This is a genomic window from Marinifilum sp. D737 (assembly GCF_026672275.1).
GTDB lineage: Bacteria > Bacteroidota > Bacteroidia > Bacteroidales > Marinifilaceae > Marinifilum.
In genome coordinates this window covers 20530-36699 of sequence record NZ_JANQCD010000025.1, presented here as the reverse complement: position 1 = coordinate 36699, position 16170 = coordinate 20530, and the positions used below count along the sequence as shown (strand labels likewise).

Genomic DNA, 16170 nt, shown 5'->3' with positions numbered 1-16170 from the left:
AAAACGCATGAAGTTGAAGTGTTTAATTATTGATGATGAGCCATTGGCACAAAGAGTACTGGAAAAGTATGTTTCAGAACTCTCGAGTCTGGAGTTAAAAGGCAAGTGTAGCGATGCTATTGAAGCTATGGAGGTTCTTCAGCAAGAATCGGTGGATCTGATTTTTTTAGATATTAATATGCCAAGATTGAGTGGAATAAACTTTTTAAAGTCCTATAAAAATCCACCAATGGTTATTATTACCACGGCATATACAGAATATGCATTGGAAAGCTATGAGTTGAATGTGTTGGATTACTTGAAAAAACCATTCTCATTTGAGCGTTTTTTACAAGCAGTACAGAAGGCCGAAGAAAAGGTGAAAGCCCTTGCCGAACCTCAGGAAACTACCAAGGATGAGTTGGAGTATATTTTTGTAAAGGCTAATAAAAAAACAATCAATATCAACCTGGATTCCATTCAGTATGTTGAAGCTTTGGGGGATTACGTTAAGATCTTTACCAATGAAGGACATGTTGTTACTTATCAATCATTGAAAGGAATTGAAAGATTGTTGCCATCTGCAAAGTTTTATCGCATTCACAAGTCATATATTGTGGCTTTGGCAAAAATAAAATCGATAGAGGGAAATATGGTACATATGGATAAAGGTACCATACCAATAGGAAATAATTACAAGCAGGGATTCTTCCAAAGGATTCATCCCGTGTAATTTTTTATAATCAAGTCTGTTTGAGTAAGTAAAAGAGTCGATTTTCAGCATCGGCTCTTTTTTTGTTGTGAAAAAGGGATTGAATTTAGGTAGAACGCAATTTTTAGGTGTAAGAACTAAAAAAGAAGTCAAATATAATGCGCAATTATGCTAGGAATTAGCTGCTATTTGTTAAATTTAGGCTTTGATAAATTGAATCCGATCAATATTAAATTTAAAAGACTATGAACAGACGTGCTATTTCTCGTTATACCTTTATTCTTTTTGCTTTGGCTTTAAGTGTTGTAGCTTGTAAGCCAGTTGATAAAAAGAAAAGTGGAGAACAAACAGTAAAACCATTATTGAAGAAAGCTATTGAAAGTGAAGTTAAAGATGTTGTTTATCCCTTACCTACTACTTTCGAGTTGACTTCTATGTTGAATCGTATTGGAGCTGACTATATTCTTGGTTTATCAAATTCTACAGATAACGCTGATAAATATTTCACGGAAAAAGCAAGAGCTCTTAACCTTGGTGTTTACAGTGCTGATTTAAGTTATGCAAGTACTTACAATCGTAAGCAAGAAACAATGTTGTTCCTTAAAGCATCTAAAACATTAATCGATAACCTTGAGATTACAAGTGCATATAACAAAACTTTGGTTGATGATGTAGAAAAAAATCTTGATGATAAAGATCAGTTGGTGAAAGTAATTACTAACTCTTTCTATGACACTTATGAGTTTTTGAATAAGAATGGAAAAGCGAACCTATCTCTATTGGTTGTAAGTGGTAGCTTTATCGAGGGATTGTATATTGCAACTCACATCTCAGAAAATACCTACGCAAACCCTGAAATTGTAAAAGTAATTTTCGATCAGAAAGCTTCTTTAGAGAAACTATTGAAAGTTCTTGAACCAGAAAAGAAAGATCCTAATGTTGCAGCTTTAATTGCAGAGTTTACAGGATTAAAAGCTAGCTACGACAAGGTTGTAGAGGGAAAAATGACCGAGGAACAATTGAATGAAATTATTGCTAGCGTTGCAAAATTAAGAAACGGTATTGTGGAGTAGTCATATTCCATATGAAGATATTAAAACTGCCTTCCAATTTGGGAGGCAGTTTTTTTGTGTCAATTAAGCTGAAATTGCAATCTTTTGTAAAGAAATAAATTGTAATTTTAGAAACAGTGCAGATCTGCCAAAAAACCATAAATCATATTTGTACATGGGGGAATCGATACTAAATGCTCTAATGCACCTTTTTGCAATTGTAGCCAATACAAAACAAGAAGGTGTTTCCGGAAAAGGAAGGATTATTGTAGAAAGCTTTTTAAGTCGTTATGTGAATTCTGATATTCAGGATGAATACTTGCGATTGTTTGAGAATTATTCCGAGTTTTATCGCCGTGAAATGCAGTATCAGGCAATAACTTATGCTCGCCAGGCGGATATTCTATCATTAACAGAGGCTTATAAAGTTTGTAATAAGGTAAAAGCGGAATTGGTACAGGAAGAAAGATTAATTGTATTGCTTCGCTTGATGGAATTCGTTTACGAAGATAAAATGGTAAGCGAAGGAGAGTTTGAGTTCATTAGTATTGTAGCCGAAAATTTTAAAATTCCGCGTTCCGAGTTCATCAATTGTTTAGCCTTTGTTTGGGGCGATACGGTTGATGATTTTGATAAAAGCAAATTCCTGATTATCGATAATAAAGTTACCGAATGGTCGGAGAATTTGTCATGGTTCATGAAAAAGGAAGCCAAGAAAAGTGAAAACGAAACCAAGCACATGTACTGCGAAAATTTGTATGGACGAATTATCGTAATGTACATCGAAAGTGTGAACTTGCTGGTGTTTAAATATGAAGGAGAGCTGAATCTTTACCTGGAAGGGAACAAGATTATTTCCGAAAAAACCTACCAATTGGGGAATGGTTCAATTATAAAAGGACCAAACATTCAATCGATATACTACTCAGATATTGCTGCGAAGTTTTTGAAGGAAGAATCGCAAGAGAAAATCATTTTTTCTGCCAAGGACATTGAGTTCAAATTTAGAAATTCGAATAACGGAATCCAGAAATTTAACTTGTCTGAAGAAAGTGGACAGTTGATTGGGATAATGGGAGGTAGTGGAGTTGGAAAATCAACTTTGTTGAATGTTCTTAATGGAAATCTTACACTTAGTAATGGTGAAATTAGAGTTAACGACTTTGATATCCACCGAAATAAGCTTGCCATACAAGGTTTAATTGGTTTTGTTCCTCAGGATGATTTGTTGATTGAAGAACTGACCGTGTTCCAAAACCTTTATTATAACGCCAAGCTTTGTTTTAAAGATTTTAGTGAGATTCAAATCCTGAAAACAGTTTTAAAGATGCTTCAGGATTTGGCTTTGTATGAAGCCAGGGATTTGAAAGTAGGAAATCCGCTAAACAAATTCATTAGTGGAGGACAGCGTAAACGCCTGAATATTGGTTTGGAGTTAATGCGCGAACCTGCTATTCTTTTGGTTGATGAGCCTACATCAGGGCTTTCCTCTACCGATTCGGAAATGGTAATGAAACTGCTAAAGCAGCAGACTTTAAAGGGGAAATTGGTAATTGCCAATATTCATCAACCATCCTCGGATATCTTTAAGATGTTTGATAAACTATGGATTCTGGATAAAGGTGGTTATCCAATTTACAATGGGAATCCTATTGATGCCATTGTTTATTTTAAGACTCAGAATTCGCAGGTAAATGCATCAGAAAGTGAGTGTGTAACCTGTGGGAATGTAAATCCTGATCAGATTTTACAAATTGTTGAGACCAAATTGATCGATGATCAAGGAAAGCCAACAAGAGACAGAAGGATTTCTCCTGAGAAGTGGTACGAAAAATATCAGGACAATATAGAATCAAATCATTTGCCATTAAGGGCAGAGAAGAAGTTGCCACAAAGTGATTTTAAGATTCCGGGAAAGGTGAAACAATTTTCCATATTCTGGATCAGAAATGTTTTGTCGAAGCTGACCAATAAACAATACTTGATCATCAATTTGTTTGAAGCGCCTTTGCTCGCGGTTATTCTTGGTTACTTTACCAAATACACTGCAAATGGGGCTTATGTGTTTGGCGAGAACAAAAACTTTCCTGTGTTCTTGTTTATGGCTGTTGTGGTTTCTATGTTTTTAGGACTCACGGTAAGTGCCGAAGAAATTATTAGGGATAAGAAAATATTGCAGCGCGAAAAGTTCCTGAACTTGTGTAGAATCAGTTACCTCACATCCAAAATCATGTTTTTGTTTGTGTTATCGGCCATTCAGTCTATCTCCTTTGTTCTGCTTGGGAATTTCATTCTGGAAATTGAAGGAATGACTTTTGCCTATTGGCTGGTCTTGTTTACTACTGCATGTTTTTCGAATTTGGTGGGTTTAAATATATCTGCAGGATTAAATTCGGTAATTACCATTTACATTTTGATTCCGCTGATATTGGTTCCACAGCTTTTGCTTGGTGGAGCAATGATTAAGTTTGATGATCTTCATTATGGTGTTACCGACAAAGTATATGTGCCAATTGTGGGAGATATGATGACTACACGTTGGACCTACGAGGCACTTGCGGTTACTCAGTTTAAGGATAACGAATTCGAAAAGCACTTCTTCGATCATGAAAAAGGCATTAGCGATGCTTCATTTAATAGTTCATTTCTGATTCCTAAACTGGAATCGGTTCTTTTGGATTGTGAGCGAAGTGTGGAATTTGAAAAGGATACAACAGAAACTCAAGCTCACTTTAAAATGCTACGCAATGAAATTAAGCAATTGGCTGATAATTCAGGATTGGCAGTTTTCCCTGAAGTAAACCAGTTAAATCTTAAAGATTTTAATTTGAATGTAGTGGAACAAACCAAGAGCTTTTTAGATCAGGTTGAATTGTACTATCTTGGAATGAGTAGTGAATCAGGATATAAGAAAGACTTTGAGTATTCGCGATTGGTTGATTCTTTGGGACGCGATGGAGTATATGAGTTCAAACAGAACTATTACAATCAGGCTTTAGCTGATTTGGTTTTAAACAGGAACGAAGTAAACAAGATGATTGAGGTAGATTATCAACTGATTCAAAAGAAAGATCCAATATTTATGTCGCCCGATAGTAAGCTTGGTCGTTCACATTTCTATTCAGCAGTAAAGCGAATTGGAAACTTCTATATCGATACTTATTGGTTCAATCTTGCAGTGGTATGGTTGGGCACAGTACTGTTGTTCTTTGCGCTTTGGGCCGATGTGTTGCGCAGGATGATGAACTACTTTGAGAGCATTAAACTGGTTCGCAGAGAGAAGAAGAGAAAATAGAATTAATTGCGAATTTGGAATTTACGAATTACGAAAATGCGAAAGCGTTTATGATTGATATTGTAGAGACGTAGCAGTGCTACGTCTTTTTTTATTTATTCCTCCCTTTATCTCCTTTTAAAAGGGGATTTGAAAAACCAAACTATCGATTCAACTTAGGGGAGATGGGCAGGGGTATTGCGTTTTGGAAAATCATTTTTGGACATATCTTTTGTTCATAGATATGTTTTTTATAATTTCGCCACCCAATTAGAAATCGAGATTCAAGTAATTTAATTTACTGAATGAGTCATGACAAAATTGAGAAATGCTTAAGCTGATGTCATGCTTCACTCTTAAGAAAAAAAGCGCCCTAACGCTACAACTTCCTTCTTGATTTTCCTTAAACCAGAATGAACTGTTTTTTAATTTGAAGATTGAATATGATCTTTTCATTTTAAGGAGCAACTCCTATTATGTAAGCAAAAGATTGATGATCTAATACGTATTGTAGCAGCAGTGAGCTAATGTAAGTTTCTTTTGATATCTCCCGGATTCTGAAAGAAAAGGTTTAGTGAATGTGTGGTATGATACTTTTGTGTTCTTGATGTAAGTATTTGTGTGATGTTGAAGTGTTTGCGCTATTGATGATAGGATTAATTCTCGTGTAGTTAAAAGAATTATAATTTCTAATTAAATTAAACAAGATGTTTGATTCGTTTATCGTAGTTTTGGTTTTTTCAGCTATTTTTAGTCTGATTAATACCAAATATTTAAAGCTTAGTTCAACAATAGGTATGATGATTCTTGCCCTGATGATGTCAGTCATTATTTTATCTGTTAAAGAATTTGCTCCTGGTTTATATCAATACATTCCAACATTTGAGAGGGATATTCATTTTCGGGAGTTTTTGCTGGAGATTATTTTGAGTTTTTTGCTGTTTGCCGGGGCAATGCACATCAACATTCAAGAGTTACAAAGGCAGCGTAAGGCCGTATTTGTGTTTGCCATTTTCGGAACCATTATTTCTACCTTTTTGGTGGGAACCTTAACTTATTTTGCGGCACAAATGCTGTCCATAAATATTCCATTCATCTATTCTCTTTTATTCGGCGCCTTAATTTCTCCAACCGACCCCATAGCAGTTCTAAGTATTCTTAAAAATTACAGCGTTCGAAAGGATTTGCAAATGAATATTGAGGGAGAATCTCTTTTTAACGATGGTGTTGGCATGGTGCTTTTTGTAGTCATATTGCAGGTTATTAACCGAGGGTATCAGAATGTTGGTATCGATGAGGTAGTGCTTTTATTTCTGCGCGAGGCAGTGGGAGGAATAGGCTTTGGTTTGCTCATTGCATTTGTAGGATTTGAAATTTTAAAGCGAACGGAAAATAATGCAAAAACCCATTTGATGCTGACCATCTCAATGGCTTCCGGAGGATACGCACTGGCTGAAAATATTCATGTATCACCTGCATTGGCTATGGTTGCAGGCGGATTATATCTTGGCAAGAAGATTCACAGCAAGGAATATTCCAAAGAGAATTTGAATCAATTGGTAACCTTCTGGGATGTTTTGGATGAGATATTGAATGGGGTTCTGTTTGTATTGTTGGGCTTCTTTGTTACTCTCATAAAGCCGGAAGCTGTAAATATTCCTTTGGCAATTATTACGATTGTAATTGTATTGGTGGCAAGATATATTGCGGTTTTAGTACCGTTTCAGCTAATTAAGCATTCAAACAAAAAGGTAAATAGAAAAACGATTTTGATACTCACCTGGGGCGGACTAAGAGGTGCTCTGGGAATTGCTCTGGCATTGTCCATACCAACCGATCATTTTGGCGATTTGTTCGTGTTTCTCATGTATTCAGTCGCACTGTTTTCTATTATCATACAAGGTTTAACCATAGGAAAACTTGTGCAAAAACTGGATTTGGTAAATCTGTCAAAAGAATAAGCTTAATAAAAAATACAGGCAGAGACGTAGCATTGCTACGTCTTATTTTAATTACAGCATTATTAAATGGATTTTCGATTTAAATAATTCACAAAAAGCAAGCTGCAGGCAATCACCATCATCCCGATAATCGAAACGGTATCCGGATTTTCATCGGGTAAAATCATCCAGCTTAGGAATGCACCAAATATTGGAATGATAAATTTCCAGGTGTTTAGGTTCGATACTTTTACGTTTGGGCGCTGAAGCAATCCAAACCAAATGGTAATGGCAAAGGCCGATACCATGGCCAGCCAGCCAAGTGAAATCCAATATTCGCCAGGCAGCTTAAAATTCCACGAAGGATTTTCGATAGGAATAGAAGCCAAAATCAATCCTATTCCTCCAATAATCATTGAGAAGGAGGCCAGTACACGTGGAGGCATATCCTTGGCATCGCGCGATACAATTACATTGCCCGTACTACCTACAATATTATTTAGAATCAGAATTCCCACACCCAAAGGAATGGTGGTAGAAAAAACAAAATCCGATCGTCCCAAACTGATAATGCAAACTCCTGTCATCCCCAATAGGATGGCAAAAATCTTTTTCCAGCTCATTTTGTCGTTGCTCAACATCAGGTGGGCCATAATGGCTGCGAAAAGTGGTTGAGCTCCAATTAACATGGCTCCCAATGCGCCGGGTACGTAGCTAATTCCCATGTAGAACAATCCGTAAAGAAAGGTGGTTTGCAATAATGCTACCCAAAGTACAAACTTCCATCGCCTTTTCGACTCCAGAATTTTAAACTTTAAATCTTTAATAAAAGGCAGTATTAACAAGCCTGATATAAAGAAACGCAAACCTGCAAATTGCAATGGAGTGGTGTATTTCAATCCAATTTTAATTGCGGTAAAGGGAGTTGCCCATAAAAGGCAGGCAAATATTGCCAATACAGTGGTTGATAGGAAGAACTTCTTCATAGGTGATTAAAAATTTTCTGCAAACTTAGGGATTTTTAACTGATTGGTCAGGAAAAGTGAGTTTTAATGCTTAAAAGCCTGGCAATACTTGTAAAAAATAAATAAACGATAAGGAAATCTAAATAATACAAAGGGTAAATTAAAAATTCGAAAGGGAATAGTAAATAACAAAATATAAAAATGAATAAATCAAAACGTTTAACTGATAATTAATTGTAAAAAATATTTTATCTTAAAGATTGATAATAATTTACAAGAGAAGATGAATAAAAATCAGCAGTTATTGGCTCACGCCAAAGCAACAGAAGTAAGAGAGATTGCCAGAACAATTGTTGACTTTTGGAAAGGAGAGGAAATAGATGCAGAAGAGCAATTTCTTAACAGACTTGAAGAATTAGATGAGCAAAGCATTATGCTTAGGGATTCTTTTGGGAAATCCCGAAAAGGTACTTTTACAGGGGACATAAGAGAGTTGAATAAACAAATTGCAAGTTTGTTTGTGGGCTTAAAGTATTTGGTGAAATCGCATTTGCATCACCCCGATGAGTTTAAAAGAAAAGATGCAAAGAGAGTTTGGAAGCAAATTGTTGCCATTGGTGTTAATTCTCACAAGTTGAGTATTGAAGAAAAAGTATGGGGTTTACAAAAGCTAATGGAAGTAACATTGGTAGGTGAGTTGAAAGCTGAAGTAGAAAATTTAGATGGTCTTAAAGTGTTTCTACTTGGCTTAAGAGATTTGCTTAATCAGCTAATGACAACTCGTAGTTTAAGTATGAATGAGAAAGTAAAACGAAAAGAAAGAATACAGACTACGGCTCAGGCCCAAAAGGTACATCGTTTCTTAAATGAGGAAATTCTTCCTTTCTTATTTACTCTTCGTAAACTTGATCCTGATAATTACGGTAAACTGGCACGAATTGCAGAAAACGATTTGAAAGAAATTAATAGGAAAATAAGAGCTCGCAGAAATATGTGGGCGAAGAGGAGAGAGGAAGCGAAAGAGGTGTAATTTATTGCGATATGAACTTGAAAGTATTCTTGAAAATTATAAAAAGAAAAAGTGCATCCGAAATAATTATTGATTGGATATTTGTTTTGATAGGTGGTTTTTTGGTTTATGATACAATCAATTTAATTTATGCATATCACTTCACAGGGATGTTATTCTATATAATGTTTCCAATGACAACATTGGTTTCACAGTTGATTTTGGGACTGTTTTTTTTAAGGGCTGGTGTAAATTCCATAATGGATGGAAAAAAACAATTCTATTTGAAAAAGATTACAGGCTTAATGCTGTTGTTTTATCCTATTAATATTGTTTTGTTAGAATTATTTAGGTCTGGCAAAACTTATGGGTACCTTCTTTATTTTGCGTTGATTCCATTAGGGTTGTTAATATATGGTTTGGCGCAAAAAGCCGAGAATTATAAAAGAGAAAAGGAGAATCAATTTGTCATTGCAGATTGGAAAATGGTGTTTGGAGTGATATTTATTTACCTTCTAATAGATTTGATCTTCTATAAGTGGAGCTATTTAGATCGGATTTTATAATGATGAGAATAGAAGGATAGAACTGTTGAGATTCTCACTTCAAGTGAGGTTCTCAATAAAAATTAATCACTGCCCTAATTTCATACAAAAAATCAAGGGGTGACTATAAGCGCAATGCAAATAAGTCACCCCTTGACAGATTAGGATAAAAAATCCCCACCAAAATTGGCAGGGATTCTATCTGTTATCTTATTTCTAAGATCTATTTTTTCAACCATTGATCTAACCAGCTAGCGAATTCGCGCTGCCATAAAATTCCGTTTTGGCAACCCAATACCCAGTGATTTTCTTCAGGGAAGTAAAGATATTTTGCAGGAATGCCTCTTAGGCGAGCTGCATTAAATGCCTGCATGCCTTGAGAAGCTACAATACGGTAGTCTTTCTCACCATGAATTACCATGATTGGCGTATCCCACTTGTCAACAAATTTGTGTGGAGAGTTCGCGTATGAACGCTGAGCAATCTTGTTCTTTTTGTCCCAGTATGCACCGCCAAGATCCCAGTTTACAAACCACATTTCTTCAGTTTCCAAATACTGAGCCTCAAGGTTGAACATTCCGTCGTGTGCAATAAATGCCTTAAAGCGCTTGTTGTGGTGACCAGCCATCCAGAAAGTTGAGAATCCACCGTAGGATGCACCAACGCAAGCCAAACGATCTTCATCAACATACTTTTCAGCTTTTACATTATCGATTGCCGATAGGTAATCCTTCATATTCTGTCCACCGTAATCACCCGAAATCTGCTCGTTCCATTCCTGACCAAAACCTGGTAAGCCTCTGCGGTTAGGAGCAACAATCACATAACCATTAGCCGACATCATTTGGAAATTCCAACGGTAGCTCCAGAACTGAGAAACTGTTCCTTGCGGACCACCCTGGCAATAAAGAACTGCAGGATACTTTTTGTTCTCGTCGAAATGTGGAGGTTTGATTACCCATACCAACATCTGCTTGTTATCGGTAGTTTTTACCCAACGTTTTTCAACAGTAGCAAGGGTTAACTGATCCAAAATGTGCTTGTTTACGAATGAAATCTCTTTTGCTTCGCCAGTTTTGGCATCAACATTGTAAATTTCTGCAGGCTTGCTCATCGATACACGCTTGGCAATCAATTTGTCGCCAAGCGGATGAACAGTTTGGTAGTTGTGAACACCTTCGGTGATTTTGTGAATCTTTCCGTCGGCAATATCCATGCGGTAAATCTCGTCGGTAGCATGCCAGTCGGAAATGAAATAAATCGACTTGCTGTCTTTTGTCCATGCAAGGTGACCCACGTTCTGATCGAAACCTTTGGTCATGTATTTTTTCTCACCAGTGGTAAGATCCATTAGGAACAAACGAATCTGATCGGCTTCGTATCCATCGCGCTCCATGCTTTCCCAAGCCATGTACTTTCCGTCAGGCGAGAATGCGATGTTCTGATCGTAACCCATCATGCCTTTGGTCATGTTTTTGGTTTCGCCCGACTCTACATTGTAGAAATAGATATCGGTGTTTGTAGAAAGTGAATATTCTACCCCAAATTTTTTGCGAGAAGAGTAAGCAATGTTTTTGCCATCAACGGTCCAGCCTACCTGTTCCATTCCACCCCAAGGGCGCACAGGAGCTTCCCAATGTTCACCTTCCATAATATCTTTACCACCTTTTAGCATGCTTGCGCGATTAAAATCGGCAACAAAAAGGTGAGTGTAAGTTTCTACCCAATGATCCCAATGGCGATAAAACTCATCGGTAATTACTCTACCGTTGGTTTTTTTCAAATCAGGATGCTTGTCGTGTACATCTTTTCTTAGCTTAACCTCTTTCGAGTAAACAATTTTTAATTCGTCTGGCGAGAATTTAAAATCGTTAATTCCACCTTCAACATTGGTTAACTGTTTGCGATCTGTTCCATCGGCATTCATTTCCCATACCTGAACAGCTCCGCTTTCTGCAGAAAGGAAAGCAATTTTACCATCTTTGGTCCAACGCTCGCCCCACTCTTTGGCAGCTGTGTTGGTAATTTGAGTTGCCGCACCACCAGCTACTGGCACTGTGTATAAATCACGGTACGATTTGTCTTCTTCTTTGTTGAAGTAAGTTACTCCGTAAAGAACTGTTTTTTCGTCAGGCGAGATGCTTTCTCCACCCAATCGTCCGAAAGACCATAAAACCTCCGGAGTCATAACGTCTGAAGCCAATTTGGTTTCAGGAGTTTTGTAGGATGAATCGTTTTTTGATTCTTTAGCTTTTTGCTCACAAGAAGTTAATCCTGCTACAAAAGCCAATCCTAACAAAAAGTACTTGTTTGTCATGATTGTAGATATTTGTTGTTTGTATAATTTTCAGCACCGTAAATGTAAGGAAGAATGAACAATTATCAATTAAGAATTATCAATTTATAAAACAGTAGAGATGCATGGCATGCGTCTCTGAGGGGATTGGCTTGTGTAGTCTAATCATATCCAATCGTAAAAATCTTCGTCCATAAAAAAAAGGCCCCCGCATTGCGAGAGCCTTTCCTTATATAATAGGTATCAGAATTTATTCTGCCGGATTGTTGATGGCATCAATAATCTTGTTTTCCAATTCTTCAGCCAATTCTGGGTTGTCGTTGATTAAGTTTTTAACAGCCTCGCGACCTTGACCTAGTTTGGTATCACCATACGAGAACCAAGAACCCGACTTTTTAATGATGTTGTAGTCAACACCCAAGTCGATGATTTCACCAGTTTTAGAAATACCTTCTCCGTACATGATATCGAATTCAGCCTTACGGAATGGAGGTGCAACTTTGTTCTTGATCACCTTAACACGAGTGTGGTTACCGTTTACTTCGTCGCCATCCTTAATCTGACCAATTCTACGAATATCCAAACGAACCGATGCATAGAATTTTAATGCGTTACCACCGGTTGTTGTTTCAGGATTACCAAACATTACACCAATCTTCTCACGCAACTGGTTGATGAAAATACAAGTAGTATTCGTTTTGTTGATGTTCGCAGTTAGCTTACGCAATGCTTGCGACATCAAACGAGCCTGAAGACCCATTTTTGAATCACCCATTTCACCTTCAATCTCTGCTTTTGGAGTCAATGCAGCTACCGAGTCAACAACTACCAAATCAATAGCCGATGAGCGGATCAATTGATCAGCAATTTCTAATGCCTGCTCACCATTGTCTGGCTGAGAGATCAATAGATTTTCAGTATCTACACCTAATTTTTCAGCATAGAAACGATCGAAAGCATGCTCTGCATCGATAATCGCACAAATACCCCCAGCTTTTTGCGATTCAGCAATTGCGTGAATGGCCAAAGTGGTTTTACCTGAAGATTCAGGACCATATATTTCGATAATTCTACCTTTAGGATATCCACCAACTCCCAATGCCATATTTAATGAAAGTGAACCGGAAGAAATTGAAGGAATATCTTCAATTTCTGTTTCACCCATTTTCATGATAGCACCTTTTCCATAGGTCTTGTCTATTTTTTCCATGGTTAACTGAAGGGCTTTCAGCTTTTCCTTGTTAATTTCTGCAATGTCTTTGCTCATAATATGTGTTTTTAATATTTTTTCCTTAAAGCATTCAGCACTCGGCTTTCAGCTTTCAGCCATTAAGTCTGAGAAATTTCCCCTACATTCTTGCTGACTGCTGATAGTTGTTCGCTGATTGCTATTTTAATTCCATTTCAGAAAGAATCTGATTGGTGTGGTCTTTGGTCTTTACTTTCTTAAAGATTTTTTCGATTACACCTTCTTCAGAAATCACGAAAGTAGTTCTAATTACTCCCATGTATTCTCTTCCGTATAATTTTTTCATTCCCCAGGCACCATATGCTTCCAGAATTTCTTTTTCGGTATCAGCAATTAAATTGAATGCCAAATTGTGTTTTGCAATGAATTTTTGATGCGATGCAATTTTGTCGGGGCTAACACCAACAACTTCGAAACCTAAATTTGTAAGGGCATCGTAATTTTCGTTTAAATTACACGATTCCGCGGTACATCCAGGTGTATTATCTTTAGGATAGAAGTAAAGAATTAGTTTTTTGCCTTTAAAATCAGTTAAGCTTAATTCTTTTTCTTCTTGGTTTAATCCCTTGAAATCGGGTGCTTTATCTCCTTCTTTTAAATGTGTCATTTTTCAGAAATTTGAATTACAAATATACCTTAATCCGAATATCCGAACGAATTAATTCGACTAAAGTTATCAACCCATGAAGTTAAAAAAAATTGTGTCTGAAATGGATTAAATCAAGGATCTTTTTTTTAGATTAAGCTCTGATATTTTGTTAATTCAATCTTTCTCTGGCTATTTCGTACTTACACTTTATATATTATCTTTGTTATAAATATTTACTATATTAATATTTTTATAATTGTAGGCCTTGTTTTAGGGGAGTTTATGAGAAGGGGATATGGACAGGCTTTAAATAAAATAATTAATATTTCGGATTATCTTTTAGCAAGAAATTAATTCTATGAACAAAACTATGAGATTACGCAGCACGTTGCTTTTAATCGCTCTGTTTATTGCCCAAATATCATTTGCCCAAAGCTTTAGCGGAGGAAAAACCGAACAGCAAATTGAAGAGGAAGCCTTTACTTTTTTTGATGATGAGAACTACAAAAGTGCAATGCCTTTGTATCAGGAGCTCATGAATGTATATCCTCAAGATCCGGAATACAATTATTACCTTGGAGTTTGCCAGGTGGAACTGAATAAAAATGTTTCTGAAGCAATTAAACATCTTAAAATAGCTTCAACCAAGAATGTAAATGCATCAGTCCCATATTATTTGGGGCGTGCTTTTCATATGAATTATCAATTCAATTCGGCAATTCGTTACTACAGAAAGTTCCAGGAATATTACAAGAAAAAATCTACAGGTATTGATCAATTGATCGTGATGTGCCAGAATGGTTTGCCATTAGTGAATTCATATTATGTGATTGATGTTCGAGATAAAAAAGTAGTTAATAAGCAAGAGTTTTTCCGCTATTATACAATTGATGGTTTTGATGATAGATTGTCAAAGAAAACAAAGAGTATCAAATCAAGATATGATGGAACTGGAGATGTGGATGTGGCATGTTTGGCAAATAAAGGTCAATACATATATTTCTCTAGCTATGGAAAAAACAAGAAAAATGGCAGGGATTTGTATCGTGCCAAGCGTTTAAAAAATGGTGGTTGGGGCGAATGGGAAGCACTAACTGCTTTGAACACAGGTTTAGATGAAATTTACCCTTATATGGCAGGTGATGGCAGAACATTATACTTCTGTTCTCAAGGTCATGCAAGTATGGGGGGATTTGATATTTTTAAATCGGTATATAACGAAATAACCGATACCTGGACTGAACCTGAGAGTTTAGGTTTTCCTATCAATTCAACCTCTAATGATTTCTTTTTTGCAATGGATGTAAACGATGAGTTTGCTTGCTTTGCTTCGAGCCGTGAGAATGGGAAAACGGATGTGACGATTTATAAAATTAAGATGTCGGAATATCCAGAGCAAAAAGTGGTAATGAATGCGGAATCACTGCCTGAATTGGCGGTGCTAAAAAAAGGAGGAAATGTTATGCCAGAAAAACCTGCAGCTGAAATGGCTTCCTCTGAAATAAAGTATACAACTAAATTTACCAGTGCTAATTTGCCTTACTTTAACTTTCAAATTAGTGAAGAATTAACCTACCATTACTTAACGGAGTTTAAATCGAATGAGGCAAAGAATATTTTCATGCAATCGAAAAATGATAAATTCAATTCGGATAGCCTTTATAGTGTAACGGAAAACTTGAGAACAAAGTTGGCAGATGCTAATGAAGCTACAAAAGCCGGATTGAGCAAACAGATTTCGAACCTGGAAGAAAAATCGTACGAGTTGGGAAATCAAGCCAAGCAAAAAATGATGCAGGCAAGGACTATTGAATCGGATTATTTGAATAAGCATATTGTTGGAACTATAGAAACGGATGTTATTGCACAATCAGACAAGAGTGAGCATTTGGTAATGACTTCGGAGGAGCTTCCAAAAAAATCGGAGAATGTGATAGCAGGATATGTTTATCATTTACAAGTGGGAGTGTTTTCAAGCAGAAGAGATCTTAAGTTTTTTGAAGGTTTAAATCCGGTTAAGGAAGAATTGGCAGGTAATGGCAAGTTGTATAAATACATGGTTGGAAATTATCCAACATTTGCTTCTGCAAAAACAGCTATTCCTGAAATCAGACAGTTGTTCCCTAATGCATTTGTAGTTGCGTACAAGGATGGTAGGAAAGCAAATCTTGCACAGGCAATAAAAATAACCGATCAAAATTATCAGCCTACCGTAGTGGCAAAATCAACATCAAAACCAATTGAAAAACCTAAGACAGTAAAGGTTAATGGTGGAGAAGTTGTATTCAAAGTTCAGGTGGGGGCTTTTGCGGAAGAGGTTCCGCAAGATGTGAAGGATAAACTTAAAGCATTTTCGAAATATAAGATTGAATATGCCAATGATTACAGAGGATATACAATTTGTACGGTTGGAAGCTTTGATTCTTATAGCAAAGTTAGTAAATTGAAAATGGAACTTAGAGAAGCTGGATTAAGCGATGCATTTACAGTAGCTTATTCCGGAAGCGATAAAATTACCATTCAACAAGCATTGGAAATTCTTCGACAATAAAAAATGACG

The 16170-nt window shown here is 36.5% G+C and carries 11 protein-coding genes; 7 read left to right on the top strand and 4 right to left on the bottom strand.

All coding sequences use genetic code 11. The features are described 5' to 3' along the window. Window positions 1-7: 7 nt before the first annotated feature. From NQ163_RS14635 to NQ163_RS14620, 4 genes are all read left to right on the top strand, one after another. Window positions 8-712 carry a LytR/AlgR family response regulator transcription factor gene (locus NQ163_RS14635; protein WP_268191064.1) on the top strand — a complete coding sequence of 235 codons (705 nt, stop codon included), beginning with the start codon at window positions 8-10 and terminating at the stop codon, window positions 710-712. Window positions 713-936: 224 nt separating this feature from the next. Next, window positions 937-1764 carry a hypothetical protein gene (locus tag NQ163_RS14630; protein WP_268191063.1) on the top strand — a complete coding sequence of 276 codons (828 nt, stop codon included), beginning with the start codon at window positions 937-939 and terminating at the stop codon, window positions 1762-1764. A 154-nt stretch (window positions 1765-1918) separates the two neighbouring features. Continuing rightward, the gene (locus tag NQ163_RS14625) at window positions 1919-5038 is read left to right on the top strand and encodes an ATP-binding cassette domain-containing protein (RefSeq protein ID WP_268191062.1); all 3120 of its coding nucleotides are present in this window, start codon (window positions 1919-1921) and stop codon (window positions 5036-5038) included. Window positions 5039-5724: 686 nt separating this feature from the next. Further along, window positions 5725-6978 carry a cation:proton antiporter gene (locus NQ163_RS14620; RefSeq protein WP_268191061.1) on the top strand — a complete coding sequence of 418 codons (1254 nt, stop codon included), beginning with the start codon at window positions 5725-5727 and terminating at the stop codon, window positions 6976-6978. Between the two features lie 62 nt (window positions 6979-7040). On the opposite strand, the gene NQ163_RS14615 is transcribed toward NQ163_RS14620, so the two are convergent. Next, entirely contained in the window at window positions 7041-7943 is a 903-nt protein-coding gene (locus NQ163_RS14615) for a DMT family transporter (RefSeq protein WP_268191060.1), read from the bottom strand. A 262-nt stretch (window positions 7944-8205) separates the two neighbouring features. Here NQ163_RS14615 and NQ163_RS14610 point away from each other — a divergent pair, with 262 nt between their 5' ends. Further along, on the top strand, window positions 8206-8952 hold the full coding sequence (locus NQ163_RS14610; protein ID WP_268191059.1) for a hypothetical protein: 747 nt from the start codon (window positions 8206-8208) through the stop codon (window positions 8950-8952). Between the two features lie 29 nt (window positions 8953-8981). Beyond that, window positions 8982-9497 (top strand): hypothetical protein, encoded by a 516-nt coding sequence (locus NQ163_RS14605; protein ID WP_268191058.1) that lies wholly within the window; start codon window positions 8982-8984, stop codon window positions 9495-9497. Between the two features lie 202 nt (window positions 9498-9699). Here the strand turns inward: NQ163_RS14605 and NQ163_RS14600 are convergent, their stop codons facing one another. The 3 genes from NQ163_RS14600 to bcp all read right to left on the bottom strand — a co-directional run bounded on the left by NQ163_RS14600 (window position 9700) and on the right by bcp (window position 13628). After that, entirely contained in the window at window positions 9700-11793 is a 2094-nt protein-coding gene (locus NQ163_RS14600; protein ID WP_268191057.1) for a S9 family peptidase, read from the bottom strand. A 229-nt stretch (window positions 11794-12022) separates the two neighbouring features. Then, on the bottom strand, window positions 12023-13039 hold the full coding sequence (recA, locus tag NQ163_RS14595) for a recombinase RecA (protein ID WP_268191056.1): 1017 nt from the start codon (window positions 13037-13039) through the stop codon (window positions 12023-12025). A 121-nt stretch (window positions 13040-13160) separates the two neighbouring features. After that, window positions 13161-13628 carry a thioredoxin-dependent thiol peroxidase gene (gene bcp, locus NQ163_RS14590; protein ID WP_268191055.1) on the bottom strand — a complete coding sequence of 156 codons (468 nt, stop codon included), beginning with the start codon at window positions 13626-13628 and terminating at the stop codon, window positions 13161-13163. 352 nt (window positions 13629-13980) lie between these two features. Here bcp and NQ163_RS14585 point away from each other — a divergent pair, with 352 nt between their 5' ends. Further along, on the top strand, window positions 13981-16161 hold the full coding sequence (locus NQ163_RS14585; RefSeq protein WP_268191054.1) for an SPOR domain-containing protein: 2181 nt from the start codon (window positions 13981-13983) through the stop codon (window positions 16159-16161). The last annotated feature ends 9 nt before the right edge of the window (window positions 16162-16170 follow it).

Coding starts and splice junctions, on each gene's coding strand:
- NQ163_RS14585 (WP_268191054.1), top strand. CDS start 13,981: ATGAGATTACGCAGCACGTTGCTTTTAATCGCTCTGTTTATTGCCCAA.
- NQ163_RS14625 (WP_268191062.1), top strand. CDS start 1,919: ATGGGGGAATCGATACTAAATGCTCTAATGCACCTTTTTGCAATTGTA.
- NQ163_RS14615 (WP_268191060.1), bottom strand. CDS start 7,943: ATGAAGAAGTTCTTCCTATCAACCACTGTATTGGCAATATTTGCCTGC.
- bcp (WP_268191055.1), bottom strand. CDS start 13,628: ATGACACATTTAAAAGAAGGAGATAAAGCACCCGATTTCAAGGGATTA.
- recA (WP_268191056.1), bottom strand. CDS start 13,039: ATGAGCAAAGACATTGCAGAAATTAACAAGGAAAAGCTGAAAGCCCTT.
- NQ163_RS14620 (WP_268191061.1), top strand. CDS start 5,725: ATGTTTGATTCGTTTATCGTAGTTTTGGTTTTTTCAGCTATTTTTAGT.
- NQ163_RS14610 (WP_268191059.1), top strand. CDS start 8,206: ATGAATAAAAATCAGCAGTTATTGGCTCACGCCAAAGCAACAGAAGTA.
- NQ163_RS14635 (WP_268191064.1), top strand. CDS start 8: ATGAAGTTGAAGTGTTTAATTATTGATGATGAGCCATTGGCACAAAGA.
- NQ163_RS14600 (WP_268191057.1), bottom strand. CDS start 11,793: ATGACAAACAAGTACTTTTTGTTAGGATTGGCTTTTGTAGCAGGATTA.
- NQ163_RS14630 (WP_268191063.1), top strand. CDS start 937: ATGAACAGACGTGCTATTTCTCGTTATACCTTTATTCTTTTTGCTTTG.